30 protein-coding genes are annotated in these 26,766 nt (G+C 75.2%); 12 read left to right on the top strand and 18 right to left on the bottom strand.

Annotated features, from left to right (window positions below; genetic code table 11):
* Positions 1–132: 132 nt before the first annotated feature.
* Positions 133–2,517, bottom strand: coding sequence for a ComEC/Rec2 family competence protein (locus VKZ81_RS07040; RefSeq protein WP_324240613.1), 2,385 nt, complete (start codon positions 2,515–2,517; stop codon positions 133–135).
* Between the two features lie 885 nt (positions 2,518–3,402).
* On the opposite strand from VKZ81_RS07040, the gene VKZ81_RS07035 reads away from it, so the two are divergent.
* Positions 3,403–4,440, top strand: a complete 1,038-nt coding sequence (locus tag VKZ81_RS07035) for a ComEA family DNA-binding protein (RefSeq protein ID WP_324240612.1) — start codon at positions 3,403–3,405, stop codon at positions 4,438–4,440.
* 15 nt (positions 4,441–4,455) lie between these two features.
* Here VKZ81_RS07035 and VKZ81_RS07030 read toward each other — a convergent pair whose 3' ends face one another.
* Genes VKZ81_RS07030 through rsfS form a run of 4 tightly spaced genes read right to left on the bottom strand, consistent with a single transcriptional unit; the run spans position 4,456 to position 7,095 of the window.
* Entirely contained in the window at positions 4,456–5,304 is an 849-nt protein-coding gene (locus VKZ81_RS07030; RefSeq protein ID WP_324240611.1) for a DegV family protein, read from the bottom strand.
* Positions 5,305–5,331: 27 nt separating this feature from the next.
* The gene (gene octT, locus VKZ81_RS07025; protein WP_324240610.1) at positions 5,332–6,054 is read right to left on the bottom strand and encodes a diglucosylglycerate octanoyltransferase; all 723 of its coding nucleotides are present in this window, start codon (positions 6,052–6,054) and stop codon (positions 5,332–5,334) included.
* A gap of 13 nt (positions 6,055–6,067) precedes the next feature.
* Positions 6,068–6,694, bottom strand: coding sequence for a histidine phosphatase family protein (locus tag VKZ81_RS07020; RefSeq protein ID WP_324240609.1), 627 nt, complete (start codon positions 6,692–6,694; stop codon positions 6,068–6,070).
* Positions 6,691–7,095, bottom strand: coding sequence for a ribosome silencing factor (gene rsfS / locus VKZ81_RS07015; protein ID WP_324240608.1), 405 nt, complete (start codon positions 7,093–7,095; stop codon positions 6,691–6,693). Before rsfS ends, VKZ81_RS07020 begins: the two co-directional genes overlap by 4 nt.
* Before the next feature lie 157 nt (positions 7,096–7,252).
* Between rsfS and VKZ81_RS07010 the strand changes: the two genes are divergently transcribed.
* Genes VKZ81_RS07010 through VKZ81_RS07000 form a run of 3 tightly spaced genes read left to right on the top strand, consistent with a single transcriptional unit; the run spans position 7,253 to position 8,342 of the window.
* Positions 7,253–7,594 carry a hypothetical protein gene (locus tag VKZ81_RS07010; RefSeq protein ID WP_324240607.1) on the top strand — a complete coding sequence of 114 codons (342 nt, stop codon included), beginning with the start codon at positions 7,253–7,255 and terminating at the stop codon, positions 7,592–7,594.
* Positions 7,578–7,913 carry an STAS domain-containing protein gene (locus VKZ81_RS07005; protein WP_324240606.1) on the top strand — a complete coding sequence of 112 codons (336 nt, stop codon included), beginning with the start codon at positions 7,578–7,580 and terminating at the stop codon, positions 7,911–7,913. Before VKZ81_RS07010 ends, VKZ81_RS07005 begins: the two co-directional genes overlap by 17 nt.
* A gap of 6 nt (positions 7,914–7,919) precedes the next feature.
* On the top strand, positions 7,920–8,342 hold the full coding sequence (locus VKZ81_RS07000; RefSeq protein WP_324240605.1) for an ATP-binding protein: 423 nt from the start codon (positions 7,920–7,922) through the stop codon (positions 8,340–8,342).
* A 15-nt stretch (positions 8,343–8,357) separates the two neighbouring features.
* Here the strand turns inward: VKZ81_RS07000 and nadD are convergent, their stop codons facing one another.
* From nadD to VKZ81_RS06965, 7 genes are all read right to left on the bottom strand, one after another.
* Complete coding sequence (nadD, locus tag VKZ81_RS06995) at positions 8,358–8,948, bottom strand: nicotinate-nucleotide adenylyltransferase (RefSeq protein ID WP_414709337.1); 591 nt, start codon at positions 8,946–8,948, stop codon at positions 8,358–8,360.
* A gap of 2 nt (positions 8,949–8,950) precedes the next feature.
* Positions 8,951–9,568: a TetR/AcrR family transcriptional regulator gene (locus VKZ81_RS06990; protein WP_324240603.1), complete on the bottom strand. Its 618-nt coding sequence runs from the start codon at positions 9,566–9,568 to the stop codon at positions 8,951–8,953.
* Between the two features lie 90 nt (positions 9,569–9,658).
* The gene (locus tag VKZ81_RS06985) at positions 9,659–10,018 is read right to left on the bottom strand and encodes an SPW repeat protein (protein WP_324240602.1); all 360 of its coding nucleotides are present in this window, start codon (positions 10,016–10,018) and stop codon (positions 9,659–9,661) included.
* Between the two features lie 92 nt (positions 10,019–10,110).
* A complete protein-coding gene (locus VKZ81_RS06980; protein ID WP_324240601.1) occupies positions 10,111–10,734 on the bottom strand; it encodes an alpha-ketoglutarate-dependent dioxygenase AlkB in 624 nt (207 codons plus the stop codon).
* Positions 10,735–11,041: 307 nt separating this feature from the next.
* Positions 11,042–11,500: a nuclear transport factor 2 family protein gene (locus tag VKZ81_RS06975; protein ID WP_324240600.1), complete on the bottom strand. Its 459-nt coding sequence runs from the start codon at positions 11,498–11,500 to the stop codon at positions 11,042–11,044.
* Positions 11,501–11,586: 86 nt separating this feature from the next.
* The gene (locus tag VKZ81_RS06970; protein WP_324240599.1) at positions 11,587–12,144 is read right to left on the bottom strand and encodes a TetR/AcrR family transcriptional regulator; all 558 of its coding nucleotides are present in this window, start codon (positions 12,142–12,144) and stop codon (positions 11,587–11,589) included.
* Positions 12,145–12,180: 36 nt separating this feature from the next.
* Complete coding sequence (locus VKZ81_RS06965) at positions 12,181–13,593, bottom strand: vWA domain-containing protein (protein WP_414709336.1); 1,413 nt, start codon at positions 13,591–13,593, stop codon at positions 12,181–12,183.
* 38 nt (positions 13,594–13,631) lie between these two features.
* Between VKZ81_RS06965 and VKZ81_RS06960 the strand changes: the two genes are divergently transcribed.
* Both VKZ81_RS06960 and VKZ81_RS06955 read left to right on the top strand, forming a co-directional pair.
* On the top strand, positions 13,632–14,369 hold the full coding sequence (locus tag VKZ81_RS06960) for an MBL fold metallo-hydrolase (RefSeq protein ID WP_324240598.1): 738 nt from the start codon (positions 13,632–13,634) through the stop codon (positions 14,367–14,369).
* A 64-nt stretch (positions 14,370–14,433) separates the two neighbouring features.
* A complete protein-coding gene (locus VKZ81_RS06955; RefSeq protein ID WP_324240597.1) occupies positions 14,434–15,285 on the top strand; it encodes a TauD/TfdA family dioxygenase in 852 nt (283 codons plus the stop codon).
* Here VKZ81_RS06955 and VKZ81_RS06950 read toward each other — a convergent pair.
* Positions 15,270–15,869, bottom strand: coding sequence for a TetR/AcrR family transcriptional regulator (locus VKZ81_RS06950; RefSeq protein ID WP_324240596.1), 600 nt, complete (start codon positions 15,867–15,869; stop codon positions 15,270–15,272). The two genes, VKZ81_RS06955 and VKZ81_RS06950, sit on opposite strands and share 16 nt — an antisense overlap.
* 95 nt (positions 15,870–15,964) lie before the next feature.
* On the opposite strand from VKZ81_RS06950, the gene VKZ81_RS06945 reads away from it, so the two are divergent.
* Genes VKZ81_RS06945 through add form a run of 5 tightly spaced genes read left to right on the top strand, consistent with a single transcriptional unit; the run spans position 15,965 to position 20,305 of the window.
* Positions 15,965–16,792 carry an ABC transporter ATP-binding protein gene (locus tag VKZ81_RS06945; RefSeq protein ID WP_324240595.1) on the top strand — a complete coding sequence of 276 codons (828 nt, stop codon included), beginning with the start codon at positions 15,965–15,967 and terminating at the stop codon, positions 16,790–16,792.
* Positions 16,789–17,526 (top strand): ABC transporter permease, encoded by a 738-nt coding sequence (locus tag VKZ81_RS06940; protein ID WP_324240594.1) that lies wholly within the window; start codon positions 16,789–16,791, stop codon positions 17,524–17,526. Before VKZ81_RS06945 ends, VKZ81_RS06940 begins: the two co-directional genes overlap by 4 nt.
* A complete protein-coding gene (locus tag VKZ81_RS06935) occupies positions 17,523–18,251 on the top strand; it encodes an ABC transporter permease (protein ID WP_324240593.1) in 729 nt (242 codons plus the stop codon). Before VKZ81_RS06940 ends, VKZ81_RS06935 begins: the two co-directional genes overlap by 4 nt.
* A gap of 21 nt (positions 18,252–18,272) precedes the next feature.
* Positions 18,273–19,319, top strand: a complete 1,047-nt coding sequence (locus VKZ81_RS06930; RefSeq protein ID WP_324240592.1) for an ABC transporter substrate-binding protein — start codon at positions 18,273–18,275, stop codon at positions 19,317–19,319.
* Positions 19,319–20,305 carry an adenosine deaminase gene (add, locus tag VKZ81_RS06925; RefSeq protein WP_324240591.1) on the top strand — a complete coding sequence of 329 codons (987 nt, stop codon included), beginning with the start codon at positions 19,319–19,321 and terminating at the stop codon, positions 20,303–20,305. The genes VKZ81_RS06930 and add overlap by 1 nt, the downstream gene beginning before the upstream one ends.
* Before the next feature lie 26 nt (positions 20,306–20,331).
* Here add and VKZ81_RS06920 read toward each other — a convergent pair whose 3' ends face one another.
* From VKZ81_RS06920 to VKZ81_RS06905, 4 genes are all read right to left on the bottom strand, one after another.
* Complete coding sequence (locus tag VKZ81_RS06920) at positions 20,332–21,189, bottom strand: phytanoyl-CoA dioxygenase family protein (protein ID WP_324240590.1); 858 nt, start codon at positions 21,187–21,189, stop codon at positions 20,332–20,334.
* Positions 21,190–21,274: 85 nt separating this feature from the next.
* Positions 21,275–21,628: a permease gene (locus VKZ81_RS06915; protein ID WP_324240589.1), complete on the bottom strand. Its 354-nt coding sequence runs from the start codon at positions 21,626–21,628 to the stop codon at positions 21,275–21,277.
* Positions 21,629–21,650: 22 nt separating this feature from the next.
* On the bottom strand, positions 21,651–22,553 hold the full coding sequence (locus tag VKZ81_RS06910) for an AAA family ATPase (protein WP_324240588.1): 903 nt from the start codon (positions 22,551–22,553) through the stop codon (positions 21,651–21,653).
* Between the two features lie 204 nt (positions 22,554–22,757).
* Positions 22,758–24,002 (bottom strand): MFS transporter, encoded by a 1,245-nt coding sequence (locus tag VKZ81_RS06905; protein ID WP_324240587.1) that lies wholly within the window; start codon positions 24,000–24,002, stop codon positions 22,758–22,760.
* A gap of 285 nt (positions 24,003–24,287) precedes the next feature.
* On the opposite strand from VKZ81_RS06905, the gene VKZ81_RS06900 reads away from it, so the two are divergent.
* Positions 24,288–26,399: a RecQ family ATP-dependent DNA helicase gene (locus VKZ81_RS06900; RefSeq protein WP_491723611.1), complete on the top strand. Its 2,112-nt coding sequence runs from the start codon at positions 24,288–24,290 to the stop codon at positions 26,397–26,399.
* Positions 26,400–26,511: 112 nt separating this feature from the next.
* On the opposite strand, the gene VKZ81_RS06895 is transcribed toward VKZ81_RS06900, so the two are convergent.
* Complete coding sequence (locus tag VKZ81_RS06895; RefSeq protein ID WP_324240585.1) at positions 26,512–26,718, bottom strand: nuclear transport factor 2 family protein; 207 nt, start codon at positions 26,716–26,718, stop codon at positions 26,512–26,514.
* Between the last annotated feature and the right edge of the window lie 48 nt (positions 26,719–26,766).

The following is a 26,766-nucleotide window of genomic DNA, read 5'->3' as shown; positions in this document are numbered from 1 at the left end:
CCGGTCACTGCGCCCCATCACCCGGCCCGTAGCCGTCCCCACCCCTGCTCCCATCACACCATCCTTTCCGCGAGCTGCGTATCGTATACGATGAACAGATGGTGAACGCCTGTCAAGGCCGACCTCACGGCCTCACCGCGGGGCGGGGAGCGGCGAGCCGCGCGAGACGAGCTCCAGCCCGCTCGGGCCGCCGAGCACGGCGACGTCGCCCGCGTGGTCGGTGCGGCGGACCAGGGCGCCGGCCCGTTCGAGCCCGCGGACCAGCCCCGGGTCCGGGTGCCGGTACCGGTTGCCCGCGCCCACGCTCACCAGCACCGCCCGCGGGGCCACCGCGTTGAGGAACCCGACGGATGTGTAGCGGCTGCCGTGGTGCGGCATCTTCAGCACGTCCGCCCGCAGATCGACGCCCGAGGCGAGCAGGTCGGCCTGTGCGGCGAGCTCCACGTCGCCGGTGAGCAGCACCGTGCCCGCGGGGGTGCGGGCGCGCAGCACGAGCGAGCCGTCGTTCACCGAGGTGCCGTCGTCGCCGTCGACGAACGCCGCGGGGTGCCGCGGGCCGATCACGTCGACGACGAGCTCCGGCCACTCCAGCCGCCTGCCCGCGGCGAGACCGACCAGCGGCACCCCGCCGCCCGCGGCCACGGCCGCGACCTCGCCCAACGCCCACGCCGGCTCACGCACGGGCCCGACCGCCACGCCCCCGACGGGGCGGCCGCGCAGCGCGCCCGCGAGGCCGCCGACGTGGTCGGCGTGCAGGTGGCTGAGCACGATCAACGCGATCCCCTGCACTCCGAGCCGGTCGAGGCAGGCGTCGACCGGGCCCGCGTCGGGCCCCGCGTCGACCAGCACGACCCACCCCGGCCGGCCCGTCGCCAGCACGATCGCGTCGCCCTGGCCGACGTCGCAGGCGACGACGGCCCACCCCGGCGGCGGCCACCCGGGCGGCGCGAGGCGCGTGGGGACGAGCACGAGCGCCAGCCCCAGCGCGACGGCGACGAGCAGCGCCCGCCACCGCGGGGACCGGCCGCACCACAGCAGGGCCACCACCAGCACGCACAGCAGCAGCGCCCCGGGCAGCCCGTCGGGCCAGCCGAGCACCGCGCCGGGCACGGCCGCGGACCGGTCGGCCACCAGCACCAGCCACCACACCGCGGGTCCGGCCGACCACGCGCACGCCTGCGCCGGGACCGCGCCCAGCGGAGACACGGCCGCGGCCAGCACGCCGAGCACCGTGGCCGGGGCGACGGCGGGCACCGCCAGCAGGTTGGCGACCACCGCGACCGCGCTCACCTGGCCGTTCAGCCCGGCGATCAGCGGGGCGGTGGCGAGGAACGCCGCCGCGGGAACGGCGAGCGCCTCGGCCGCCCACCGCGGGACGCCGCAGCGCTGCAGCGCCCCCGACCAGCCCGGGGCGAGCAGCACCAGCGCCGCGGTGGCGAGCACCGACAGCGCGAACCCCGGGTCGACGGCGAGCACCGGGTTCACCGGCAGCAGCACGAGCACCGCGGTCGCGAGCGCAGGCAACGCCGAGCGCGCCCGCCCGGTGCCCAGGGCGAGCAGCACGACGGCGGCCATCACCGCCGCGCGCACGACGCTGGGCGACGGTCGGGCGAGCACCACGAACCCGAGCACGGCGGCGGCGCTGAGGACCACGGCGAGCCGCGGGTCGGCCCGCAGCAGGCGCATCAGCGCGAGCACCGCGCCGGCCAGGATCGCGAGGTTCGACCCGGACACCGCGAGGAGGTGGCTGAGCCCCGCCGCCCGGAAGTCGTCCTCGACCTCCGCGGTGAGCAGGCTCGTGTCGCCGACGGCCAGCCCCGGCAGCAGCCCGGCCGGTTCGGCCGGAAGCACCCGCGCGGCCTCCCGCAGCCCCGCCCGCAACCCGCCCGCGGCCTCCTGCCACCACGGCGGCGCCGCGGCGTGCTGGGGCGGGCCGCGCACGCGCAGCACGGCGACCGTGAGGTCCCGCCGCCCGGCCGGGGCGAGCAGGCCGTGCGCGGTGGTCGCCTGGCCGGGTAGCAGCGTCGCCCAGCCCTCGACCGGCGCGATCAGCAGGATCCGGCCGCCCACAGCCCAGCCGGCGGCGCCGACCTCGACGCGCTGCAGCTCGGCCGGCACCAGCACGTGGCTCGGCCGGCCGGGCCGGGCCCCGAAGCCGGTGGACCGGATCGGCCGCGGGTCGTCGCTGACGACCACGCGCACGGTGGCCGCCGCGCCGCGTTCGGCGGGCGCGCGCAGCGGGTGCCGGTCGGCGAGCAGGGCATGGGCCGTGACGACGAGCGCCGCCGCGGCCGCGCACCCACCCGCGGCGAGCACCCACGGCGGGCCCCGACGCACCACCGCGAACCCGACCAGCAGCAGGCAGCCGACCAGCGCGCCCGCGCCCGCGACGGGGCCGAGCCCGATGCCCAGCAGCACGACGGCCCACACGGCGACCGCCGAGGGGACGAGCCGCAGGTCGGGTGGCCCCGGTGCGTCGGCACCGGTGGTCGGGGCAGGGAGCACGGGGAGCGCCATGCGGGCGACGCTATGGGCGCGGGGGCGCGCCGACCGGGCGTCGTGCGAGCTGTGGATGGCCGGAGCGCGAGGTGGACAACCCGCCGGCGGACCGGGCACCCCGCGCGCGAATCGTCGGACCGGGTGCCACCGGGTCGCACGCCGTGGTCGGCGCCGCGGGAAGGCAGCCGTGCCGCAACGCGGCCGCAGGTCGGTGGCCGTGCTGCGAGCAGGTCGGCGCCGCCGCGGGGGGTTGCCGCCGAAGGGCCGCCGCCGGGGTCGCCCGTCATCGAGCGGCGCCCCGGATCGCTGCCCGGGGTCGCCATCCCGGTGGCGCCGTCCCGGTGGCGCCGCCACCGGAGGGCCGGCCGGGAGGTCCCGCTTGCTCCGCCGGGAGCCCACCGCAGGGGCACCGCCGGCGCTTCACGGCGGCGCCGCACGCCCCGGGCACGTTCATGGCGGTCAGCGGCGACGCAGCCGGCGCGACCGACGTGGGTACGTGTTCGCCGGACGCCGCGCCCGTACGACGTCCGCCGGTCGGGGCCGCCGGCGGTGGAGGTCGGCACCGGTGGGGGTCGGCACCGGTGGGGGTCGCCGCCAGTGGGGTCGCGCTGAAGAGGATGCCTCCGGAGGGCTCAGCGCCGGAGGGGACGCCAGGGCCGGCCGGGGCGAGTCCACGCGCGTCGGCGATCGAGCCCCGGCACCGCGCCGCGTGATCCCAGCGCACGAGAACCCACCGGGGCCAGGCGGGTTGCGCCGAGGGCGGGCGCCGCAGCGCCGGCGCGCTAACAGACGACACCGACGCTCCGCGGCGCCCGGCCTGCGGTTGTCCACCTCGCCTTCCGGCCATCCACAGCTCGCCGTTCCACCCGTTCCCCCGCCTCCCGCGGACCTAGCGTCGCGGCCATGACGCGCTCCGAGCCCTCAGTCCTCCCCACCGCACCCGAGCCCGACGACCTGCCCGATCCGGACGGCATCGGGCCCGGCGGGGTCTGGCCGCCGCCCGGGCCGGCGGGCACCCCGAGCGGGCTCGGCCGGTTCGACCCGCCCACCCTTCCGCTACCGCCGGCAGAGGCGCCGACCGACGTGCCCGACGCGCAGCCGCGCGCGGGGCCGCGGCGTCGTCGGAAGGGCGGCACGGGCCGCGAGGCCGGCGAGCGCGGCGCGGCCGGGGAGGGCAGGACGGTCGGCGTGGTCGACCTCCCCCTCGAGCTCCCGCCGTCCGGCCCGGTGGACGCGGCGCTGCGCAGGCTGCTGCCGGCGTCCTGGCGCGGGGCACGCCTCGACCCCGGCCGGCCGGGGGCCACCGCCCTCGCGCTCGTCGCCGCGGTGGCGGCGGTGGTGGCCGCGGTCGGGGTCTGGTTCGAGCGGCCCCGGGCCGATCCCGCGCCCGCGCTGCCCGCGATCACGGTCACCGCGGCCGAGGGCGGGGGCGCGCCGGCCGCGCCCACCCCGGTGCCCGCCGCCACCGCGGCGGCGCCCGCCGAACCGCCTGCCGTGCTCGTGGTGAGCGTGTCGGGCAAGGTCCACCGGCCCGGCCTGGTGGAGGTGCCCGAGGGTGCGCGGGTCGCCGACGTGCTCGAGGCCGCGGGCGGCGCCCTGCCGGGCACCGACCTCTCCGCGATCAACCTGGCGCGGCGGGTCGTCGACGGCGAGCAGGTCGCGGTGGGGGTCCCCGCAGCGCCCGACGCCGTCCCGCCCGCGGCACCCGGCCCCGCAGCGCCGAGCCCCGGGTCGGGGCCGGCCGGGAAGGTCGACCTCAACGCCGCCACCGTCGAACAGCTGGACGCGCTGCCCGGCGTCGGCCCGGTCACCGCGCAGCGGATCGTCGAGTGGCGCGCGCGCCACGGCCGCTTCTCCCGCGTGGAACAGCTGCGGGAGGTCGAGGGCATCGGGGAGCGCCGGTTCTCCCAGCTGCGCGAGCTGGTGGAGGTGGGCCGATGACCGGACGCGGGGTCGCTACGCCTTCGGCACCACGACCACACCGAGCAGCCCCAGGCCCACGTGCGCCCCGATCACGGCCCCGACCTCCGACACCAGCAGCCGCGCCACGTGCGGCAGCCGTTCCCGAAGCCGCTCGGCGATCTCCTCGGCCCGCTTGGGCGCGGCGAGGTGGTGCACCGCGAGGTCGACCGGCCCGTCCCCCGCCGCCCGCACGGCGAGGTCCACGAGCCGCTGGGCGGCGCGGGCCGACGTGCGGACCTTCTCCAGCGGCACGATCCGGCCCTGCGCCACGTGCAGCAGGGGCTTCACCGCCAGGGCGGTGCCGACGAGCGCGGCCGCGGCGCCGATGCGGCCACCGCGGCGGAGCTGGTCGAGCGTCTCGACGGAGAAGTAGAGGCGGCACCGCGATGCGACGGCCTCGGCCGCGGCGGCGACGTCGCTGCCGGGCGCGCCGGCGCGGGCGGCCTCGGCGGCGGCCAGCACGGCGAAACCGAGGCCCATGCCGGTGGAGCGGGAGTCGACGACGTGCACGCGGTCGGCGCCGACCTCCTCCGCCGCCATCCGGGCCGCGTCCCACGTGCCCGACAGCTCCCGCGACAGGTGCACCGACACCACCTCGTCGGCGCCGCGGTCGAAGGCGGCGCGGTAGGAGGCGACGAACTCGGCCGGGGTCGGGCGTGAGGTCTGCACGTCGAGGTGCCGGTCGGCGAGCGCGGCGGTCAGCTGGGCGGCGTCGATGTCGATGCCCTCGCGGCCGACCCGGTCACCGAGGCGCACCTCGAGCGCGACGACGCTGATCCCCTGCTCCTCCGCGACGCCTTTCGGCAGGTACGCGGTGGAGTCCGTGACGACGGCGACAGGCACGACGCCGGAGCCTAGTGGTCCCCGCCACTATCGCCCCAGCAGCCGCGCGCACTCCCGGCCGACCGCGGCGTGGGCGTCCCAGCCCCAGTGCATCCCGTCGGGGTTTCCGTGGCCGCCCAGCACGTGGTCGGTGACCAGGGCGGGCAGGTCGAGCAGGGTAACGCCGCGAGCGTGGGCCCAGGCGCGGGTGGCCCGTTCCCCGGGCAGGCGTCCGGGGTGCACCGACCCGTAGCACTCGGCACGGTGCGGGGGTGGGAGCACGGCCACGACGGGCAGCCCGGGCCGCACCGCCTGCACCGCGCTGCGGCAGCGCTCCAGGTACCGCACGGTGAGCCGCGGGGGCAGCGCCACCGGCCCTCCACCGGGGAGGGCCACGGCGAAGGCCTTGGCGAGCACGGGCTGGGCGCGCAGGTAGGCGGCGCGGGCGCGGCGGCGCAGCCGGTCGGGCCGCAGCAGCGGGATCAGCTCGCGCAGCGCCGTGGGCAGCGGTGACGGGAGCGTGTCCATCCCCCCGACCCCGAGCACGAGGGCCTCGGCCTTCGGCACGACCGCCCACACGCGGGGGTCGGAGGTCAGCGCGTGCCAGGCGTGGCGGGCCGTCCAGCCCGCGCCGGCCACGATCTCCGCGCGCGCACCGAGCGCGGCCGCGGCGACGTTGGGCCACAGCCGCGGGTCGTCGGCCGGCTCCGGCCGCTGCGGGCCGTGGAAGGCGAGCGAGTCGCCGAGCACCAGCAGCACCGGGCGGTCCACCGCGTGGACCGGGTCAGTTCCCGACGCCGACGTTGTAGCCGGCCAGCCGCCACCGCGGGTGGTCGGCGCGGCGGGCGAGCGCGGCCCAACGGCAGTTGCCGATGCCGCCGATCGAGGGCCACGACGAGGTGGGCAGGGCCAGAAGCCCGCACACCAGCCCGGCTATGAGGCCGCCGTGGGCCACCAGCACGACGGTGACCTCGGGCTCGACGGAGGCGTACTCCTCGTCGAGCTCCTCGATGACGGGCAGGGAACGGCGCACGACGTCGATGCGCGACTCCCCGCCGGGCGGGGCCCACGCCGGGTCCGAGCGCCAGGTGGCGATGGCGCCCGGCCAACTCTTTTCGATCTCGGCTACCGTGCGGCCCTGCCACTCGCCCAGATGCGTCTCGCGCAGCCGGGCGTCGTGCTTGACGGGGATGCCGCAGGCCGCGGCGACGAGGTCGGCCGTGTCCACGGCGCGCCGCAGGTCCGAGCTGATCAGCCGGTCGGGCAGCAGCCGCGCGATCTCGGGTGCGACCTGGATCGCCTGCTCCACACCGGTCTCGGTGAGCTTCGAGTCGAGATGACCCTGCATGCGGCCGCCGACGTTGTAGTCGGTCTGTCCGTGGCGCAGGAGCACCAGCCGCCGCAGCGTCACCCCTTCGACCCCGCCGCATCGGGAGACGCGCCCGCGTCGACGACCGCCTCGGGGAACGAGACCCGCGGGCAGTCCTTCCACAGCCGGTCCAGCCCGTAGAAGCCGCGCTCCTCGGTGTGCTGGACGTGCACCACGACGTCGACGAAGTCCAGGAGCACCCAGCGTCCCTCGCGCGTGCCCTCCCGGCGCGTCGGCTTGGCGCCGTGGCGGCGCATCTTCTCCTCGACCTCGTCGACGATGGCTTGGACCTGTCGTTCGTTCGGCGCCGACGCGATCACGAAGCAGTCGGTGATCACCAGTTGGTCGGACACGTCGAGCACGACGATGTCCTGCGCCTTCTTGTCGGCCGCGGCGGCCACGGCCACGCGGGCCATCTCGAGGGCGTCGTCGGTCGCCGTCACCGTTCCCCTTCCCCGGCGGGCCTGGCCCACCTGTTCACCACCCATTGTCCCAGTCCCGTCCGGCGACGCCCGTATGCGGTCCACCGGCGCGGCGTTTGCCGCGTGGAGGGAGTGGGAACGGGGTGGGTGTGCGGACGTCCGAGGGCAGCGAGGGCCGATGACTGCTACCAACGAGGCGCCTGGCGACACCATCGACGGCACCGCGGTTGACGAGCAGCGAGCGGCCGACGAGCACGCAGGGGTGAACGATGCGGCCGCGGAGGAGAAGGAGGGGGTCGCCGAGGCGGCGGCGCGCGACGTCGCCCGCCTGCTCGACCGGCGTGGGCTGCGCGACATCGTCGCGCTCGCCCACCGCGTCCTGCGCGAGTCCACCCGCCTTGCGACGTCCGGGGGACCGCGAGCGGAGGACCCCGACGCCACCCGCTGTACGCTGCGCCAGCATGAACGGTCCACTCGGCGGGGTGCCGCCAGCCGAGCAGTTGATGACGATCGAGCGTGACGACCGGGACGGTTGCCTGGTGCTGGTCGTGCAGGGTGAGGTGGACCTGAGCACAGGGGGACGGCTGATGGAGGCCGGCAGCGCGGCGCTGCAGGAGTCGGCGCGCCAGCCGGTGATCCTCGATCTCACGCGGGTCGACTTCCTGTCGTCGTCCGGCCTGGGTCTCCTCGTCGCACTGCACGACGACGGCCGGGAACTGGGCGCCCCGCTGCGGGTGGTCGTCGACCCCGACCGGCCGGTGATCCGGCCCATCCGCACGATGGGCCTGGACGAGGTGCTGTCGCTCTACCGCACCGTCGACGAGGCCATCGCGGCCTGAGCTTTCGTGGACAGCCCGCTGCGCCCACCGGACGACGTCATCTCCATGGTGCTGATGGCCGATCCGGTGTCGCTCTCGGTCGTGCGCGAACGCTTCCGGCGCTGGCTCGGCGCGCTGTGCTGGCCGCAGCGTGAGATCGACGACGTCGTGATGGCCGTGAACGAGGCGGTCACCAGCGCGGTGGAGCACACCCACCCCTCCGCGGTCGGCGCCGAGGTGCGGGTCGCCGCCCGGCAGTACGCCGAGCCGGACGGCGGACGACGGGTGATCGTCGCCGTGGCGGCGGGCGAGCACTGGACGCCCGAGCCGGAGGGTTTCGAGGGCGCGGGTCTGTTGATGATCCACGCGTGCATGGACGCCGTCGAGGTGACCCGGGAGGCCGACGGCGTGACCATGCTGCTGACCAGCGCGAAGGTCGCCCCGGCCTGAGCGGTCGCCGGGTGGTCAGGCCCCGTCGCGGTAGAGCTTGCGCTTGGAGATGTACTGGACCACGCCGTCGGCGACGAGGTACCAGACCGGGCGGCCCTCGGCGACGCGGCGGCGGCAGTCGGTCGACGAGATCGCCATCGCAGGCACCTCGACGAGGGTGACGGCCCCCTTGGGCAGGTGGTCGTCGTCGAGGGTGTAGCCGGGCCGCGTGACCCCGACGAAGTGCGCCAGCTGGAACAGCTCGTCGAGCCGGTGCCAGGTGAGGATCTGCGAGAGCGCGTCGGCGCCGGTGATGAAGTACAGCTCGGCGTCGGGGTGCTCGGCGTGCAGGTCGCTCAGGGTGTCGGCGGTGTAGGTGGGGCCGGGCCGTTCGATGTCGACGCGGCTCACCGAGAACCTCGGGTTCGACGCCGTGGCGATCACCGTCATCAGGTAGCGGTCCTCGGCCCGGCTCACCTCGCGATCGGTCTTCTGCCACGGCTGCCCGGTCGGGACGAAGATGACCTCGTCCAGCTGGAAGAGGTGGGCGACCTCGCTCGCCGCCACGAGGTGGCCGTTGTGGATCGGGTCGAACGTCCCGCCCATGACCCCGATCTTGCGGTGCACCGTCAAAGACTATGCGAAGGCCTGTTCGCGCCCCTGTTCATGCCCGCCCCGGCGGCGAGCGCGTCGGCGAGGAAGCGCAGCTCGCGGTGCATGGTCTCCTGTCCGTCCTCGGCGTGGCGGGCCACCGAGTGCCGGTAGCTGATGGCCGAGGCGAGCAGCTGCGCCGCGCAGTCGACGTCGGCCTCGACCCAGTCGTCCGGGCGTGCGGCCGCGACGACCTCCCTGATCAGCACGACCATGCGGTCGAAGCGCGCCTGCAGCGCGTCGAGCACCGCGGGGTGGGTGTCGGCCTCGCGCCACAGCAGGTGCGACAGGACCGCCGACGAGTCGAGCGACCGGTCGAGCACGTCGACGAGGCGGTGCAGGCTGGCCGCGACGTCACCGGGCACGACGACGGCGCCCAGGTCGACCTCGTCCTGCGGCAGTCGTTCGACCAACGCCGACAGCAGATCCGGCTTGCGTCTGAAGTAGTAGTGGACGAGCCCTTTGGGCACGCCCGCCCGCTCCGCGATGCGCGAGGTGGGCGTGGCGTCGAAGCCGGACTCGGCGAAGAGTTCCTCGGCCGCCGCGAGGATCCGCTCGCGGGCACCGGGCTCGTCGGGCCGCGCGACGTCGCTCATGTGCACCTCACCGGCCCATCGTGACGTGAGAGACGGCCGCGGCCAACCCGGCCCGCGGCCGTCTCGCTGTGTCGTGGGTGACTGTGTGGATCAGTGCTGGCCGGCGAGCCTCCGGTGCTCGGACTGGGCCTCGGGCAGCGCGGCCAGGCCCGCCGCCACCGTCAGGACGCCAGCGACCCAGGACGTCCAGGCCGCGCCCGTCATGTCGGCGTAGCTGAACACCCAGGGCGAGATGAACAGCAGGACGCCCAGCACCGCGTGCACGTACTCGCTGACCACGGAATCCGGCATGGCCAGCGACCACAGGGCGGTGGCCGCGATCAGCACGCCGAACACGATGAGCGACCACAGAGCGGCGGTGTCGGTGGACACCACGATGGGCGACAGGGCCGTCAGCACACCGATCACGAGCGCCGCCCAGTCCTGCCAGCGATGCCACTTCCTGGCCATGAGGATCACCCTTCCCTCGTGAGGAGACACCTCAATGATGCGCCTTGACTGGCCGCCCGGTCAAACTTTGACTGTGATTTGCGCAACACCGATCAGCGCTGGTACGCGTGGCGGAACTGGATGCTGATCCGCGGCGCCGCCGAGCGCGTCTTCGGCACGGCGTGCTGCCAGGTGCGTTGGCAGGACCCGCCCATCACGAGCAGGTCGCCGGGCCCCGGCAGGTAGGAGATGGACGCTCCCCCGCCGGTCGGACGCAGCCGGAACGGCCGCACCCCGCCGAGCGAGACCAGCGCCACCACCGCCTCCGGCAGCTCGCGGGCGACGCGGTCGCCGTGCCACGCCACGCTGTCGGTGCCGTCTCGGTAGAGGTTGACACCGACCTGCGTGAACTCCACGCCGTAGCGCTCGCTCAACACCCGGGCGAGCTCGCCGAGCTCGGCGGGCGGCCCGGACCCCTCGTCCAGGCGCCAGCGGTGGGTGAGCCGCGGCTCGGGCACGACCCGGTCGTACATGCGCACCTCGCGCGCGGACCACGGCACGTCCGCCAAGAGCCGCGCGAAGAGCGCGTCGGCGCCGCGACACCAGCCGGGCGCGTGGTCGACCCACGCCCCCTCGGCGAGCTCCCGGCGGTGCAGGGTGGAGAACGAGCGGTCCACCTCGACCACGGGCGCGTCGTCGAGCAGGGACGGCTGCCAGGCGAGGTCCGGAGCGGGCATGCCGCCACGCTACCCGGGATCGAACATCAGTTCGACCCTCCACGCTCCACCCCGCGCCGGGCGGATCTGGGCCGGAACGGGTGCGCGGCGCCCACCGAGGTCGCAGCGGGCAGCCGTCGAGCGACGGCACGCGCCGCGGTCGCCCGGCGTCGATCAGCGCGCGGACGCCATCGGCGAGGTGAGCCGGACGGTCTCGCGCAGCCGCCCCCGACCTCAACCTCCGGCACCCACGACGACCGCGGCCCCGGCGGCGCCCATGCCGTCATCGTTCGCGCGACGACCGCCGGCGCACGGCTCGGCGACCGGACTACTGGAGCGGGATCTCCAGGTCGCGCTCCTCCGGCCTGCGCGGACCGAAGATCCGCCGCTCCGACTCGTCGATCACGACGTCGTTGATGCCGGCCTCCCGCCGCACCATCAGCCCGCGCTCGTCGAACTCCCAGTTCTCGTTGCCGTAGCTGCGGTACCAGGTCCCGGCCGCATCGTGGGACTCGTACTGGAAGCGCACGGCGATGCGGTTGCCCGCGAACGTCCACAGCGACTTGCGCAGGGCGTAGTCGAGCTCGCGCTCCCACTTCTCGGTCAGGAACTCGATGATCGCGTCCCGGCCGCGCAGGAACCGGTCCCGGTTGCGCCAGACCGAGTCCTCGCTGTAGGCGAGCGCCACCCGGTGCGGATCGCGGGTGTTCCAGGCGTCCTCGGCGGCCTGGACCTTCTGCTTCGCGGTCTCGAGGGTGAACGGTGGCAGCGGCGGACGGTCGGACATCGGGCCCTCCAGTTCGGCGAGAACGAGCGTTCTCGCCGAACGGTAGAGAACGATCGTTCTCCGATCAAGGGGGATCGCCGCGCGGTTCAGGCGTCGATCAGGGCCGCGGCCGCGTCGCGCGCCTGGGCCGCGGGGGCGTCCGTGCCGAAGATCCCCGCCGTGACCATCGCGCCCTCGGCAAGCAGCACCAGCTGCGGGGCGAGCGCGGCGGGCAGCCCCGCGGCGGCGACGAGGTCGGCGACGTAGTCGGCGAAGGCCTGCTTGTGCGCCCTCGCCTGCCGGGCCACGGCCTCCGACACGGCGCCGAGCTCGCCGAACCCGTTGATCCACGCGCAGCCGCGGAAGCCGGGCTCGCGGAACCACGAACCGAGCCAGTCGAACACCGCGAGGATGCGCTCGCGCGGGTCCGCGACCTCCTCGACGGCCGCCGCGAGCCGCTCCCGCCACCGCGCGTCGCGGCGCTGCAGGTAGGCCTCGACCAGGTTCTCCTTCGCCGGGTAGAGGGCGTAGACGCGCTTGAGCGGCAGGCCGGCGGCCGTCCGGATCTCGTCCATGCCCACGGACTGGATCCCGCGGGCGTAGAACAGCTCCTCGGCCGCGTCGAGCAGGCGGGTGCGTGCGGTGTCGGTGTCGAGCGACGGCATGGTCCCCTCGTGCAGAACGGTCGTTCTCCACGCTACTCAGACCGGCAACAGCGACTCCACGACGTCGGCGAGCTGGGCGGCGTTGCGGCACTCGTGCATCGGGATGACCTCGGCGTAGCGCGGGGCGGCCGAGTCACCGCTGCCCCACTGCCGGCGCGGCTCCGGGTTGAGCCAGTGGGCGTGCCGGGCCTGCCCGACCATCCGCTTCAGCACCGTCAGGTTGGGGTCGCGGTAGTTGGTGCGCGCGTCGCCCAGCACGAGCAGGGACGTCTTCGGCCCGATCGCGTCGCCCCAGCGCTCCACGAACGTCCCGAACGAGCCGCCGTAGTCGCTGTGCCCGTCGAACGCGACGAGGTCGGCCTCCCGCAGCACCCGCTGCATCACGCCGGAGAGCTCGGCCCCCGGCTCGAACAGGTGCGTGACCTCGTCGGCGTGCTCGACGAACGCGAACACCCGCACCTTGCTGAACTGCTCGCGCAGCGCCTGCACCAGCAGCAGCGTGAAGTGGCTGAACCCGGCGACCGACCCGGACACGTCGCACAGCACCACGAGCTCCGGCCGCCCGGGGCGCCGCTTGCGGTGGGCCGGGCGCATCGGCACGCCGCCGGTGGACATCGAGCGGCGCAGCGTGCGGCGCATGTCCAGCTCGCCGCGCTTGGCATGCCTGCGGCGCACCGCGAGGCGGGACGCGAGCCGCCGGGCGAGGGGGTGCACCGTCCGGCGCAGCCGGGCGAGCTGCTCGCCGTGGGCGGAGAGGAAGTCGACCTGCTCGAGCGGGGTGGGCACCGCGGAGCGCGCGACCTGCTCGCGCCCGCGGCTCTCGGCGGTGCGCCTGCGCACCTCGTCGGTGACCGTGGTGCGGAACCGCGCGATGCGGTCGCGGACGTCGCGGCGCAGCACCTCGTCGGCGAACTCGTCGCCCACGCGCAGGTCGTCGAGGATCCGCGCGAGGAGCGTCTCCGGGGAGAGCGCGGACAGGGCCTGGTAGGCCGACCACCCGGGACGGGCCGCCGCGCCGTGCACCGAACTGCCCGCCGCGCCGGAGCGCCCCATGGCGTCGACGGCCGCGCGGGCCAGCTCGGCGAGGGCGGCCGGATCCCCGTCGCGCAGCAGCTCGGCCAGCCGGGCGCGCACCGCGTCGACGTCGACCGGGCCGCCGTCCTCGACGCGCGGTACGTCCACCGGACGGGCACCCGCCCCCAGCGCGGCCGGGAAGTACAGGTCGAACAGCGGGTCGAAGACGTCCCGATGCCCGGACCGGCGCAGCAGCGCAGCCGCGAGGCCCTCCCGCAGGTGGTCGCGCTGGGTGAGGTCGAGCGCGGCCATGACGCGGGCCGCATCCACCGTCTCGCCCGGCCCGACCGCGACCCCGGACCTGCGCAGCGCGCCGACGAAGTCGACCAGGTGCCCGGGCAGGCCGTGCTCGGGCAGGGTCAGCGCCGGCTCCACGCGCCCCATCATGCCCCCGCCCGTGGCAGGCTGCGCGGGTGCAGATCGTCTACATCGGCGGGCCGACCGCGCTGCTGGAACTCGACGGCGTGCGGGTGCTGCTCGACCCGACCTTCGACCCGCCGGGGGCATACCCGATCGGCGACCGGGCGCTGATCAAGACCGCCGGGCCCGCGCTCGACCCCGACGCCGTCGGGCCGGTCGATGCCGTGCTGCTGTCGCACGACCAGCACCCGGACAACCTCGACGAAGCGGGCCGCGCGTTCCTCGCGTCCGCGCCGCTGGTGCTGTCCACGCGATCGGCGGCCGAGCGCGTGCCGGGGGTCACCGCGCTGCCGAACTGGACCGACGCCCGGGTCGGGGACCTGCGGGTCATCGGCGTGCCCGCCCGGCACGGCCCCGACGGCACGGAGCGCCTCGTGGGCGAGGTGACCGGGTTCGTCCTGCACGGGTCGCAGCGGGTGTACGTGAGCGGGGACAACGCCTCGCTGGCGGTCGTGCACGAGGTGGCGCGGCGGACCGGCCCGGTGGACGTGGCGATCCTGTTCGCGGGCGGCGCCCGCACCCCGCTCGTCGACGGGTTCCTCACGCTGCCCAGCGACGCGGCCGCCGAGGCGGCGCGCATCCTGGACGCCCGCCACGTCGTCGTGCTGCACGTCGAGCAGTGGGCCCACTTCACGCAGGGACCGGCCACCGTGCGCGAGGCGTTCTTCGCCGCCGACCTCGCCGACCGGCTCGTCCTGCCCCCGCCCGGCGAGCCCGTCACGATCGGGTAACACCGGGGCAATGCGGCGCCCGTACCGTCGGTTGAACCGCTCGGTTCAACTCGGAGGTGCCGTCATGCAGCTCAGCCCCGAACTCGCAGAGGCCTGCGTCGTCCCCCGCAGGGTGTCCACGCCGGAGGAGGCGCGGGCCGTCGTCGACGCCGAGGGCGCCGCGATCGTCGGCGGCATCGCCGACGAGGCTGCCGCCATCGAGTTCGGCACGGCGATGCTGGGCGACGACCTGCGGCGGATCGGCAGGCAGATCGAGGTCACCAAGCAGCGCGGGGAGGTCGACAGCGCGAAGGTGGCCCAGCAGCCGGCCGACGCCCGCGGCCGCAAGCGCCGGTTCAGCGCCGACACCACGCAGCCGATGCCCCCGCACAACGACGGGTTCGCCTTCGGCGACCACGCGCCGGACCGGCTGTTCCTGTTCAGCCAGCGCCCGGCGGCGACCGGCGGCGAGTCGTTCCTCGTCGACGGCCTCGCGGTCCTGGAGATCCTCGAGCGCGACCCGGTCAACGCGGAGATGGTCGAGTTCTGCCGCACCGTCGACATCGACCACTCCGAGCCCGGTTTCCCGCAGGAGACCTACTCGCCGATCCTGCGCACCACGCCCGCGGGGCGCCCGCAGGTGCGCCACCACCCCTATCTCGCGCCGGTCATGGGGCCCGACGAGGAGGCGCACTGGCCGTTCGTGCGGCACTGGATGGACGCGGTGATCGCCGCGCGCGACACCGGGGCCCGGTTCCGCCTCGAGGCGGGCGAGATGGCGTGCGTGGACAACTACCGGTTCTTCCACGGCCGCCACGGCTACAGCGACCCGGCGCGGCTGCTCTACTCGATCTGGGGCTGGACCAGCGCCGCGGTCGCCGTCCCCGAGGGCGAGCTGGACATCGTGACGCCGAAGCCCGCTCAGCTCGCCGGCTGAGCGGACCGGGCCGCGGCGCACCGCCGCGCGAACGCGGCCGCGGTGGCGGAGTAGCTGGCGGCCACCGCGTCCGCGTCGCCCGTGGACAGCAGGTCGAACTGCAGCCCGCGCCAGACAGCGACGATCTCCCTGGCGAGCGCCGCCGCCTCCGCCGGGGCGATGCCCTCGGCCTGCAGGGCGCCCGCGACCTGGTTGGTCCAGTCGTGCCCGACGCGGGCGAGGAACGCGTCGAACCGTCCGGGGTTGTGCACCGCCTGGCCGAAGACCTCGAAGAACAGCCGCAGGAACGGAAGGTTCTCCGGGGCGGCGATCCCCCGCCACACCGCGAGCAGCCGGTCGAGGAGCGGGACGCCCCGGTCGTCGAGGGCCGCCATCGCGGCGGTGAACGCCGGGAACCGCCGCGCCGCCTCCGCGAGCGCCTGCGCGATCAGCTGCTCCTTCGAGCCGAAGTAGTACAGCAGCATCCGGTTGTTGGTGCCGATCGCCCGGCCGAGCGCCCGCAGCGTCATCCCGGTGATGCCGTGCTCCAGCACGTAGTCCGCGACGAGCCGGAGCAGCCGATCCCGCTCCGGTTCGCCGCCCATGGCGCAGCACCGTAGCCCAGCCGGAAGGCGTTACGTGCGGGCGCCGCGTGCGCAACACGGCAGCAACCACCGCTCCATAGCGTGACGTGAACCGCGTGATTCATCCCGGAGCCGCCCGCATGCTCACCCGCCCCGCCACCAGCCCCGACACCGCCACCGCGATCGCGTTGCGCGGCATCGTCAAGGAGTTCCCGCTGCGCCGCGGCGCCACGGTGCGGGCCCTCGACGGCCTCGACCTCGAGATCGCGCACGGCGAGTTCGTGGCGCTGCTGGGTCCGTCGGGGTGCGGGAAATCGACGGTGCTGCGCCTGGTCGCAGGGCTGGAGCAGGCGACGGAGGGCACGGTCTCCGTCGAGGGCGCGGGCCCCGCCGACCTGATCCGCAGCCACCGCCTCGGCGTGGCGTTCCAGGAGCACGCCCTCCTGCCGTGGGCCACGGTACGCGACAACATCGCCCTGCCCTTCCGCGTAGCCGGCCGTCCCGTCGACCACGAGCGCGTCGCGGCCCTGATCTCGCTGGTGGGGCTGCGGGGGTTCGAGACGGCGCGGCCCCGGCAACTGTCGGGCGGGATGCGCCAGCGCGTCGCCATCGCCCGCGCGCTCGCGCTCGCCCCGGACGTCCTGCTGCTCGACGAGCCGTTCGGCGCCCTGGACGCGGTCACGCGGCGGCGGATGAACCTCGAGCTCGCCCGCATCTGGGCCGAGCAGCACATCACGACGCTGCTGGTCACCCACGACGTCGACGAGGCCGTGCTGCTCGCCGACCGCGTCGTCGTGATGACCGGGCGGCCGGGCCGGGTGCGCCACGTCCGGGAGATCGCGATCCCGCGCCCACGGGGCACCGACGTCACCCGCGACCCCGGCTTCCACGCGATCGTCGACGAACTCACCGCGCTGCTCGACGACCCCGAGGAGGCGCCGTGACCGACCGCGCGCTGGCCGTGGCCGGCGTGCTGGTGGTGGCGGCGCTGGCCGAGGTGATCGGGCGGCTCGGGCTCGCCGGCGTCGCGTGGCCCCCGCTCAGCGAGGTGATCTCGTTCCTCACCGAGCCGCAGGCGCGGCAGGTGCTCGGCCGGGCGCTCGCGGCCACCGGGGCGGCGGCCGCGGCCGGGTTCGCGCTCGGCAGCGCCGTCGCGCTGGTGGTCGCCGCGGTCGGCGTGCTGCTGCCCGCCCTGGCGCCGGGCCTGGACCGGCTCGCCGCCGTCGTGCACGCCGTGCCGCTCATCGCCATCGGCCCGCTGCTCATCACGACCGTCGGCCGGGAGGCCACCCCGATGCTGGTCGCCGCGCTCGCCGCCGGGTTCGCGGTGTTCGTGGCGGCCACGTCCGCGCTCGCGGCCACGAACGCCGCCCAGCGCGACGTGTTCGCCGTGCTCGGCGCGGGCCGGCTGGTCACGCTCCTGCGGCTGCAGCTGCCCGCGGGCGTGCCGCTGATCGTCGACGGGCTCACCCTCGCCGCCCCGGCCGCGGTGCTCGGCGCCGTGATCGGCGAGTGGTTCGGCGCGCGCCGCGGCATCGGCGTGCTGCTGGTCAGCTCGATGCAGAACATGCAGGTCGAGCAGCTGTGGGCGGCCGCGCTCACCGCCGCGGCCGTGTCGCTCCTCGCCTACCTGCTGCTCGTCGCGCTGCGCGGCGCGGTGAACCGGAGGTTCTCGTGATCTCCCGCTACTGGACCGTGCTGGCGCTGCTCGTCGGCTGGCAGCTGTTCTCGTCGCTGTCGGGGCTCAACCGGATCGTCGTGCCGGGCCCGGCCGGCGTGTTCGGCGACATCGCCACGAACATCGGCGTCTACCTGCCCGATCTGGCGTGGACGCTGGGCATGGCCGCGGGCGGGCTCGCCGTGGGCATGGCCCTGGGTACCGCGCTCGCCGTCGCGGTGTGGTCGTCGCGGGTGGTGTCCGGGATGATGACGCCGGTCGCGCTGATCATGCGGTCGGTGCCGGTCGTGGCGATGATCCCGGTGCTCGCCCGGGTGTTCGGCTACGGGTGGACCACCGTGCTGGTGATCACCAGCGTCGTCTCGTTCTTCCCCGCCTTCGTGCTGGTCGGTGCCCGACTGCGGGATGCGCCGCCCGCCACCTCCGACCTCATGGCCGTGCTCGGCGCCAACCGGCGCACGCTGCTGCGCCGGCTGCTGCTGCCGCACGCCGTGCCCGGCCTGCTCGTCGCGCTGCGGCTCACCGCGTCGAGCGCCGTGCTCGCGGCGATGCTCGCCGAGTACCTGATGGGCGGGCGCGGGCTCGGCGCGCTGTTCGCCCAGTCGGTGAGCTTCCACCAGGTCGACCGCGCGTGGGGCACCGCGCTGGTCGCCACCGCCGTCTCCGTCGCCTGCTTCGTGGCCGCCCGCGCCGTCGAGCGCAGGGGCATCGCCCGGTTCACCTGATCCCACCCCGAGGAGATCGCCATGTTCGACTGGTCCCGCCGCCGGTTCCTGCAGGCCGCAGGCCTCGCCGGCCTCGGCCTCACCGCCGCGTGCAGCGGCGGCGACACCGCCTCCGGGGGCGGTGGGACCACGTCGGTGCGGGTCGCGCTCGGGTGGATCACCAACGTCGAGTTCGCGGGCTTCTGGATCGCCGACGACCGCGGCTACTACCGCGAGGAGGGCCTCGAGGTCGAGTTCCTGCCGGGCGGGCCCAACGCGCCGAGCCCCGTGCAGACCCTGGCCGCGGGCGGCGCGGAGATCGCCATCCCCGTGGCGATGCAGGAGTTCATCTCCGCCGTCAACGACGGCAACGACTTCGTCAGCTTCGGGACGATGTTCCAGAACTCCCCCGCGGCGTGGCTGTCGCTCGCGCAGCGCCCGGTCCGCAGCGCGGCCGACGCGGTCGGCGCGCGGGTGCTCGGCCAGCAGGGCGTGCAGCCGTACGTCGAGGCGGCGATGCGGCTCGCGGGCGTCCCGGTCGACTACGAGTTCATCCCCGTCGGCTACGAGCCGAGCCCGCTGTTGGAGGGGCAGGGCGACCTCTACACCTGCTTCGCCACCAACCAGCCGATCACGCTGGAGCAACAGGGCATGGTGGCCGAGCGCGACTTCATCGTGACGACCTACGAGCAGCTCGGGCTGCCGCAGTACGCGGGCATGCTGTGCAGCCAGCGCTCGTGGCTGGATGCCAACCGCCCGGTCGTCGAGCGGTTCATGCGGGCCACCGTCCGGGGCTGGCAGGACAACGCCGCCGACCCGACGGTCGCCGCGCGGCTCGCCGTCGAGGTCTACGGCGCCGACCTCGGCCTCGACCTGGCCCAGCAGACCCGCGAGAACGAGCTGCAGATCCCCTACACGCAGAGCGAGCTGACGCAGGCGAGCGGGTTGTTCCGCATCGACCCCGAACGGATCGCCGGGCCCATGTACACCGCCTACGAGGCGGCGGGCGTCTCCCCGCTCCCCGAGGTCTCGCGCATCGTCGACACCACCGTGCTCGACGCCGTCTTCCAGGGCGGGGCGACGGTCTGATGGCCCGTGACCTGCGCCTGCTGCCGAAGGCCCACCTGCACCTGCACCTGGAGGGCGCGATGCGGCCGGGCACGCTGGCCGACCTCGCGGCCGAGGCCGGGGTCGCGCCGCCGCCGGTGCGCGGCTACGCCTCGTTCACCGAGTTCGGGCTCCAGTACCGCGCCGCATCCGCGCTGATCGCGACGGAGGAGCACCTGCGGCGCGTGGTGCGCGAGGTGGTCGACGACGCGGCCGACGACGGCGCGGTCTGGGTGGAGCCGCACTTCTACCCGCCCCGCTACGCCGGACAGCTGGGGTCGGCCGAAGAGGTGCTGGAGATCGTCATCGACGAGGGCGAGCGCGCGGCGGCCGCCCGCGGGATCGGGTGCGGGTGGATCGTCTCGGCGCTGCGCGACGCCGAGGTGACCCAGGCCGTCGACCTCGCGGCGCTCGCCGCGAAGTACGCGGGGTCGGGCGTGGTCGCGTTCGGGCTCGCCTCCGACGAGGCGCGGTTCCCGCCGGAGCCGTTCGCCGAGGCGTTCGGCATCGCCCGCGACGCCGGCCTGATCTGCGCGCCGCACGCGGGCGAGCTGGCCGGGCCGGAGAGCGTCCGCGGCGCGCTCGACGCGCTGGGCGCCCGGCGGATCTGCCACGGCGTGCGGGCGGTCGAGGACCCGGCACTGGTGGAGCGGCTCGCCGCCGAGGAGGTCGTGCTCGACGTCTGCCCCACCTCGAACGTGATGCTGGGCGTGGTGGGCTCGGTCGAGCAGCACCCGCTCGCCGCGCTGCTCGACGCCGGGGTGCGCTGCTCGCTCAACGGCGACGACCCGCTGCTCTTCGGCCCCGGCCTGCTCGCCGAGTACGAGCTCGCCCGCGACGGCATGGGCCTGTCCGACGAGCAGCTGGCCCAGCTGGCGCGCTCGAGCCTGGTGGGCTCGGGCGCGCCTTGTGAGCTGGTCGCGGAGGCGGTGGAGCACGTCGAGGAGTGGCTCACCCGCCCCGCCTGAGCCGAGCGCCGTTCGTCGGAAAGGGGTCAGCGGGCGGCGTTCTTCACGAAGCCCGTCTCCCGGTCCATGAGCGACCGGTCGCCACCGTGCCAGCCGCCGCGGACGTGGCGGCGCATCGTGTGGTCGTCGGTGGCGCGGGCGGCGGAGTGCCACAGGTAGGCGTCGTGCAGGATCACGTCGCCGCGCTCGACGTAGACCGGGATCTCGCCGCGGATCCGCTCGAAGCCGAGCGGCATCGGCGCGGGCGGCGGGGTGTCGGTGTAGCCGCGCGCCGGCGGGGCGCCCTCCGGCACCGGAACGTTGTTGATGTTCTCGAACGGCGACGGCGTGGCCCACAGGTGGCTGCCCGGCACCACGCGCAGGAACCCGTTGGCGGGGCTGGTGGCGTCGATGTGGATCGTGAACGCGGTGCCCGGCCAGATGTCCAGGTGCGGGACGGACTGCCAGTCGGCGTGCCAGCCGATGCGCGAGTACCCGGACTCCCGGCCCGGCCGCGCGTCCTGGTACACGACGCCGTTGCGACCCGGCCAGAAGTCCGGCCCGAGGATCCGGCCGACCAGCTCGACGAGCGCGGGCGTGGCGAGCGTGGCCCCGATCGTCGGGGCGAGCTCCTCGACGTGCTCGACGTAGTTGACGAACTTCTCGGCCTTGGTGGCGTCGTCGAGGTACTTGGTGGAGCCGAACCGCGCGTCCAGCTCGCCGGCGAGCACGCCGCGCTGGGCCGCCACGCACTCGGCCTCCATCGCGTCGATCACCTCGGACGCCACCAGGTCCCGGAGCACGACGAAGCCCCAGCGGCGGTAGAAGGCCTCGGCCACGTCCGGCCCGTCGGCGGGCGTGAACACACCGAGGTCGGCGAAGGCGGTCAGGTCGAGATCGGTCACGGCGACTCCTGGTGGTTGAACCGAGCGGTTCAACCAGTGTCGCCGTCGCCGGCCAGGGTGGCGTTACGCCGGCGTGAAAAGCAGGTCAGCGACCGTCCTGGCCGCGCTCCAGCAGCGAGGCGATCTGCTCGATCCCCGCGGCGGTGGCGTCCAGCCGCCCCCGGATCTCGGCGAACCCGCGATCCATCTCGGCGAACCCGTTGCGCATCTCGCTGTGCAGGTCGTCGAGGTCAGCGCGCATCGCGTTGAAGCTCGCCGTGGTGGCCTGCTTGAAATCGGTGAACTCGCCGCGGATCCGCTCGACGTCCCGGTCGGCGCCCCCGGCGAGCGCTTGGGCGGCCGCTGCGTCGCGCTCGCTGCGCTGCACCCGGTCGGTGAGGGCCTCGACGCGGCTCTCCAGAGCCGCCACGCGCGCCTCGAGATCGGGGGGCTGAGGCATGTTCCGGAGCGTACCTGCGCTTTCAGGGCACCGAGCGCGTTGCTCCGGGCGTGTCCGCATCGAGCCGCAGCTCGCGCACGGCCCGCTCCGCGTCCGACCGGTGCTTGAGCACCACGCCGAGGGTGGCGCGGACGGCGTCGGCGTCGAGGGTGTCCATGCCGAGGGCGAGCAGGGTGCGGCCCCAGTCGATCGTCTCGGCCACCGAGGGCGACTTGCGCAGGTCCAGCCCGCGCAGCACGCGGACCGTGCGCACCAGCGCGTCGACCAGCGCCTCGGGCAGCTCCGGCACCCGGCTGAGCACGATCCGCCGCTCCAGGTCGGGGTCGGGGAAGTCGAGGTGCAGGAACAGGCAACGCCGTTTGAGCGCCTCGGACAGCTCGCGCGTGGAGTTGGACGTGAGCACCGCGAACGGCCGCCGCACCGCGGTCACGGTGCCCATCTCGGGCACGGTGACCTGGTAGTCGGACAGCACCTCGAGCAGCAGGCCCTCGACCTCGACGTCGGCCTTGTCGACCTCGTCGACCAGCAGCACGGTCGGGTCGGTGCGCCGGATCGCCGTGAGCAGGGGCCGGGGCAGCAGGAACTCCTCGGAGAACACGTCGTCGCGGGTCTCGTCCCACGACTCACGGCCCTGCCCCGCGGTGATGCGCAGCAGCTGCTTGGCGTGGTTCCACTCGTACAGCGCGCGGGCCTCGTCGATGCCCTCGTAGCACTGCAGGCGCACCAGGCCGGAGCCGGTGGCGTCGGCCACGGCCTTGGCCAGCTCCGTCTTGCCGACCCCGGCCGGGCCCTCGACGAGCAACGGCTTGCCGAGGCGGTCGGCGAGGAAGACCGTGGTGGCGACAGCGGTGGAGGCGAGGTAGCCGACGCCGGCCAGGCGCTCGGCGACGTCGTCGACCGAGCCGAAGAGCGGGGGCTGGTTCACCCGACCATCGTGCCTGCCGGGCCGGCCGGGGTCACGCCGTACGGCGACGGCCGTTCCACTCGGCGACGCCGAGGAAGAACGCCCACTCGAGGTGTTCGGCACAGGCCGCGACGGTTCCGAGGCCGTCGTCCGAGGCGACCACGACGACGGCTTCCCTGGTGCACCGGGTGCATCGCCGCACCGCGAACGGCCAGTGGGGGCTACTCATGCGTCCGGATTCCCCGTCCGGGTGACTCCACACCTTCCGGTGGCTGTCAGTTGTGGGCGGGTGGCGCGGACGAACAGGCCGGTGATCGCCACCAGCGCCACCCCGCTGATCCACAGCGGCGCCCGCAGGCCCAGCGCCGCGGCGAGCCCGCCGCCGGCCAGCGCGCCGAGCGGCGCGGCCGTCATCGACAGCGTGCGGCTCGCGGCGTTGACCCGCCCGAGCACGGCGGGCGGCACGAGCCGCTGGCGGATCGTCACCGACAGCACGTTCCAGAGGGCGAACGAGAAGCTGGTGGTGCTGAGCACGACCGCGGCGCACAGCGGCGTGGGGACCGCCGCGAGCACGAGGTCGCCCGCCGCGGCCACGGCGAGCGCGGCGACCTGGAGCGCGCGCTGCGGGAAGCGCCGCACCAGCGGCGCGGTCGCCAGCGCGCCGACGATCCCGCCGACCGCGCCGCCGGCCAGCACCAGCCCGAACACCGCCTCCGACGTGCCCATGGGCCCGACGGCGAGCAGGACGAGCAGCCCCTCCCAGGTCTGGGTGAAGAACGTGAGCCCGGCCCCGGTCACGACGATCGTCCGGACGAACCGGTGGCCTGTGAGCCACCGGATACCCTCGGCCGCCTCGCGCAGTACCGCACCCGGCGTGGGGCGGCCCGCGACCGCCGGGGCGGGGGTGCGCAGCCCGGTGACCAACACCCCGGCGAGCAGCAGCGCGGCCGCGCTCACCGCGAACGGCAGCGACGCCGCCGCGGCGAACATGACGCCCCCGACGGCGGGCCCGATCAGGTCCTGCCCGAGCCGCTCCACACCGACCAGCGCGCTGTTGGCCCGCTCGAGGACGGCGTCGGCGACGACGCGCGGGATCAGCGACTGGCTCGCGTTGTCGTAGGCCGCCTCGCCGACGCCGAGGGGGAACGCGACGGCGTACAGCAGGACCATCGACCGGACGTCGAGCACGAGCGCCAGCGCGAGCGCGCCGAACAGCGCGCCGCGCAGCACGGCCGCCCACACCACGTAGAGCTCGGGACGGGCCCGGTCGACGAGGGCCCCGACGGGCAGGCCGAAGAGCATCCACGGCACGTACGCGACGGCCGTGAGCCCGGCGACGAGCACGGCGTCGTGGGTGATCGCGGCGGCCGACAGCGGCAGGGCGACCTGCCTGACCCCGTCGCCGAGGTTCGCCAGGCCCGACGCCGCCACGACCCGGTGGTGACCGGTGATGACGTCCCCCCGTGACACGCACCGGTACCCGCACCGGACGGTGCGGGTACCGGTGTTCGGCGCTTCCTAGCGGAACGTCACCCTCGTGCCCGTGAACGTCACGCGGGTGCCCGCGAACGTGACCCTCGTGCCGAACGACACGCGGGCGTCTGCGGTCTCCCAGTCCTTGTTCACCGGTCCCCCCTCACGAGGCCGAACCCCCGCCGGCCCCGGAAGTGAAGCTAGCCGGGGTGCCCGGACACGAACAGGACGCGGACCGGCCACTTCGGCCCGCCCGGGCCGCTGTCGGGGCCGTCGGCCACGATGGGGCCCATGACCCCCACCGTCACGTCGGATCTGCGCGAGCGCGCCGAGGCCGTGCTCGCCACCCTCGCCGGGGACGGGGCCCGCCTCCGCGAGGACCAGTGGCGGGCCATCCACGCGCTCGTGGCCGAGCGCAGGCGGGCGCTCGTCGTGCAGCGCACCGGGTGGGGCAAGTCCGCGGTGTACTTCGTGGCCACGGCGCTCCTGCGGGCCGGCACGCCGACGCACCCGCCCGCCGGGCCAACGGTGATCGTGTCGCCGCTGCTCGCGCTGATGCGCAACCAGATCGAGGCCGCAGCGCGGGCGGGCATCCACGCCGCCACCGTCAACTCGGCCAACACCGCCGACTGGGAGCGCACCTACGCCGCCGTGGCCGACGGCGAGGTCGACGTGCTGCTGGTCAGCCCCGAACGGCTCAACAACCCGGACTTCCGCGACCGCGTGCTGCCGCGGCTCACCGAGACGGCGGGCATGCTCGTGGTCGACGAGGCGCACTGCGTGTCCGACTGGGGCCACGACTTCCGCCCCGACTACCGGCGGCTGCGGCAGCTCATCGCCGAGCTGCCCGCGGGCATCCCGGTGCTCGCCACCACGGCCACGGCCAACGACCGGGTGGTCGTCGACGTCACCGAGCAGCTCGGGCTCGCCTCCGGAGAGCCGCTGGTGCTGCGCGGATCGCTGGACCGGGAGAGCCTGCGGCTCTCGGTCGTCTCCCTGCCCACCCCCGCGCAGCGGCTCGGGTGGCTCGCCGACCACCTCGACGCGCTGCCCGGCGCGGGCATCGTCTACACGCTCACGGTCGCGGCCGCCGAGCAGGTGGCCGACTTCCTGCGCGAGCGCGGCCACCTCGTCGCGTCCTACACGGGCAAGACCGACCCGGGCGAGCGCCTCGCCGCCGAGGCCGACCTGCTCGACAACAAGGTCAAGGCGCTCGTGGCCACCAGCGCGCTGGGGATGGGCTTCGACAAGCCCGATCTCGGGTTCGTCGTGCACCTGGGGGCGCCCGCCTCGCCGGTGGCCTACTACCAGCAGATCGGGCGGGCGGGGCGCGCCGTCGAGCGGGCCGAGGTGGTGCTCCTGCCCGGCCGGGAGGACCGCGACATCTGGGCCTACTTCGCCTCGCTCGCGTTCCCGCCCGAGCCGCTCGTGCGCCAGACGCTGGCCGTGCTGGGCGAGGAGCCGCTGTCGACGGCGGCCGTCGAGACGCGCGTCGACCTGTCGCGCACCCGGCTGGAGATGCTGCTCAAGGTGCTCGACAGCGACGGCGCGGTGCGGCGTGTCAAGGGCGGCTGGGTGGCCACCGGCGAGGAGTGGGTCTACGACCGGGAGCGCCACCAGCGCATCGCGCAGGCCCGCCGCGCCGAGCAGCAGGCCATGCTCGACTACATCGACACCACCGGGTGCCGCATGCTGTTCCTGCGCCGGCAGCTCGACGACCCGGCGGCGGAGCCGTGCGGGCGCTGCGACAACTGCACCACCCCCACGTGGAGCACCGAGGTCGACGCCGATGCGGCGCGGGCGGCGCAGGAGCGGATCAGCCGGCCGGGCGTCGAGGTCGCGCCGCGCAAGCAGTGGCCGAGCGGCATGGCCGAGCTGGGCGTGCCGGCGTCGGGGCGGATCCCGGCGGGCGAGCTGGCCGAGCCGGGCCGGGTGATCGGACGGCTGTCCGACATCGGGTGGGGCGCCCGGCTGCGCGAGCTGCTCGAGGGCGAGGACGCCCCCGTCCCCGGCGACGTCCTCGACGCGTGCGTGCGCGTGCTCGCCGGGTGGGGCTGGGCGGAGCGTCCGGTCGGCGTCGTCGGGATCGGCTCGCGCACCCGGCCGCACCAGCTCGCGCACCTGGCCCGGCGGATCGCCGAGATCGGGCGCCTCCCCCTGCTCGGCACGCTCGCGCCGGCCGGCCCGCGGCCGGCGGGGCACGCCAACAGCGCGCAGCGGCTCGCGGCGGTCTGGTCGGCGCTCGAGCCACCCGCGTTCGAGGTGCCGGACGGGCCGGTGCTGCTGGTCGACGACGTGATCGACAGCGGCTGGACGGCCACGGTGGCCGCCCGCGCGCTGCGCCGCGCGGGGGCGTCCGCGGTGCTGCCCTTCGCGCTGGCACAACGCGGCTGAGCGGGCCCGGGCCGTCAGGCAGCGGGCGGCGGTACCGCCCCGATCCGCCGGAGCAGGCCGAGGGTGTCCCAGTGGACCCATTCCTCGGCGAACCTGCCGTCGACGATCCGGCTCAACAGCTGCCCTGTCGTTCGATCCTCAGGTCGAATCCGTGCACCGCGCTGCGGTATCCGGCGACCCGCTGCGTGAAGCCCTCCGGCCCCTTCTCCTGGTCGGGGTTGTCCGGATCGTGGTTGACGTGGTCCGAGGCGAACAGCTCGTCGACGGTCGCCCAGTTCGCGCCGTTTGAGATCTCGTCGAACTGCCCGCGGACGGGCATCTTGTTCTCCTCGGTTCCGTCCTGCGCGCTCCCTCGCGGCTCCGGCGG

Origin of the sequence: Pseudonocardia sp. (assembly GCF_035305885.1) — a bacterium.
In the GTDB taxonomy this organism is placed as follows: Bacteria; Actinomycetota; Actinomycetes; order Mycobacteriales; family Pseudonocardiaceae; genus Pseudonocardia.
The sequence above is the reverse complement of the archived record's forward strand: the minus strand, read 5'-3'. Positions and strand labels throughout refer to the sequence as shown.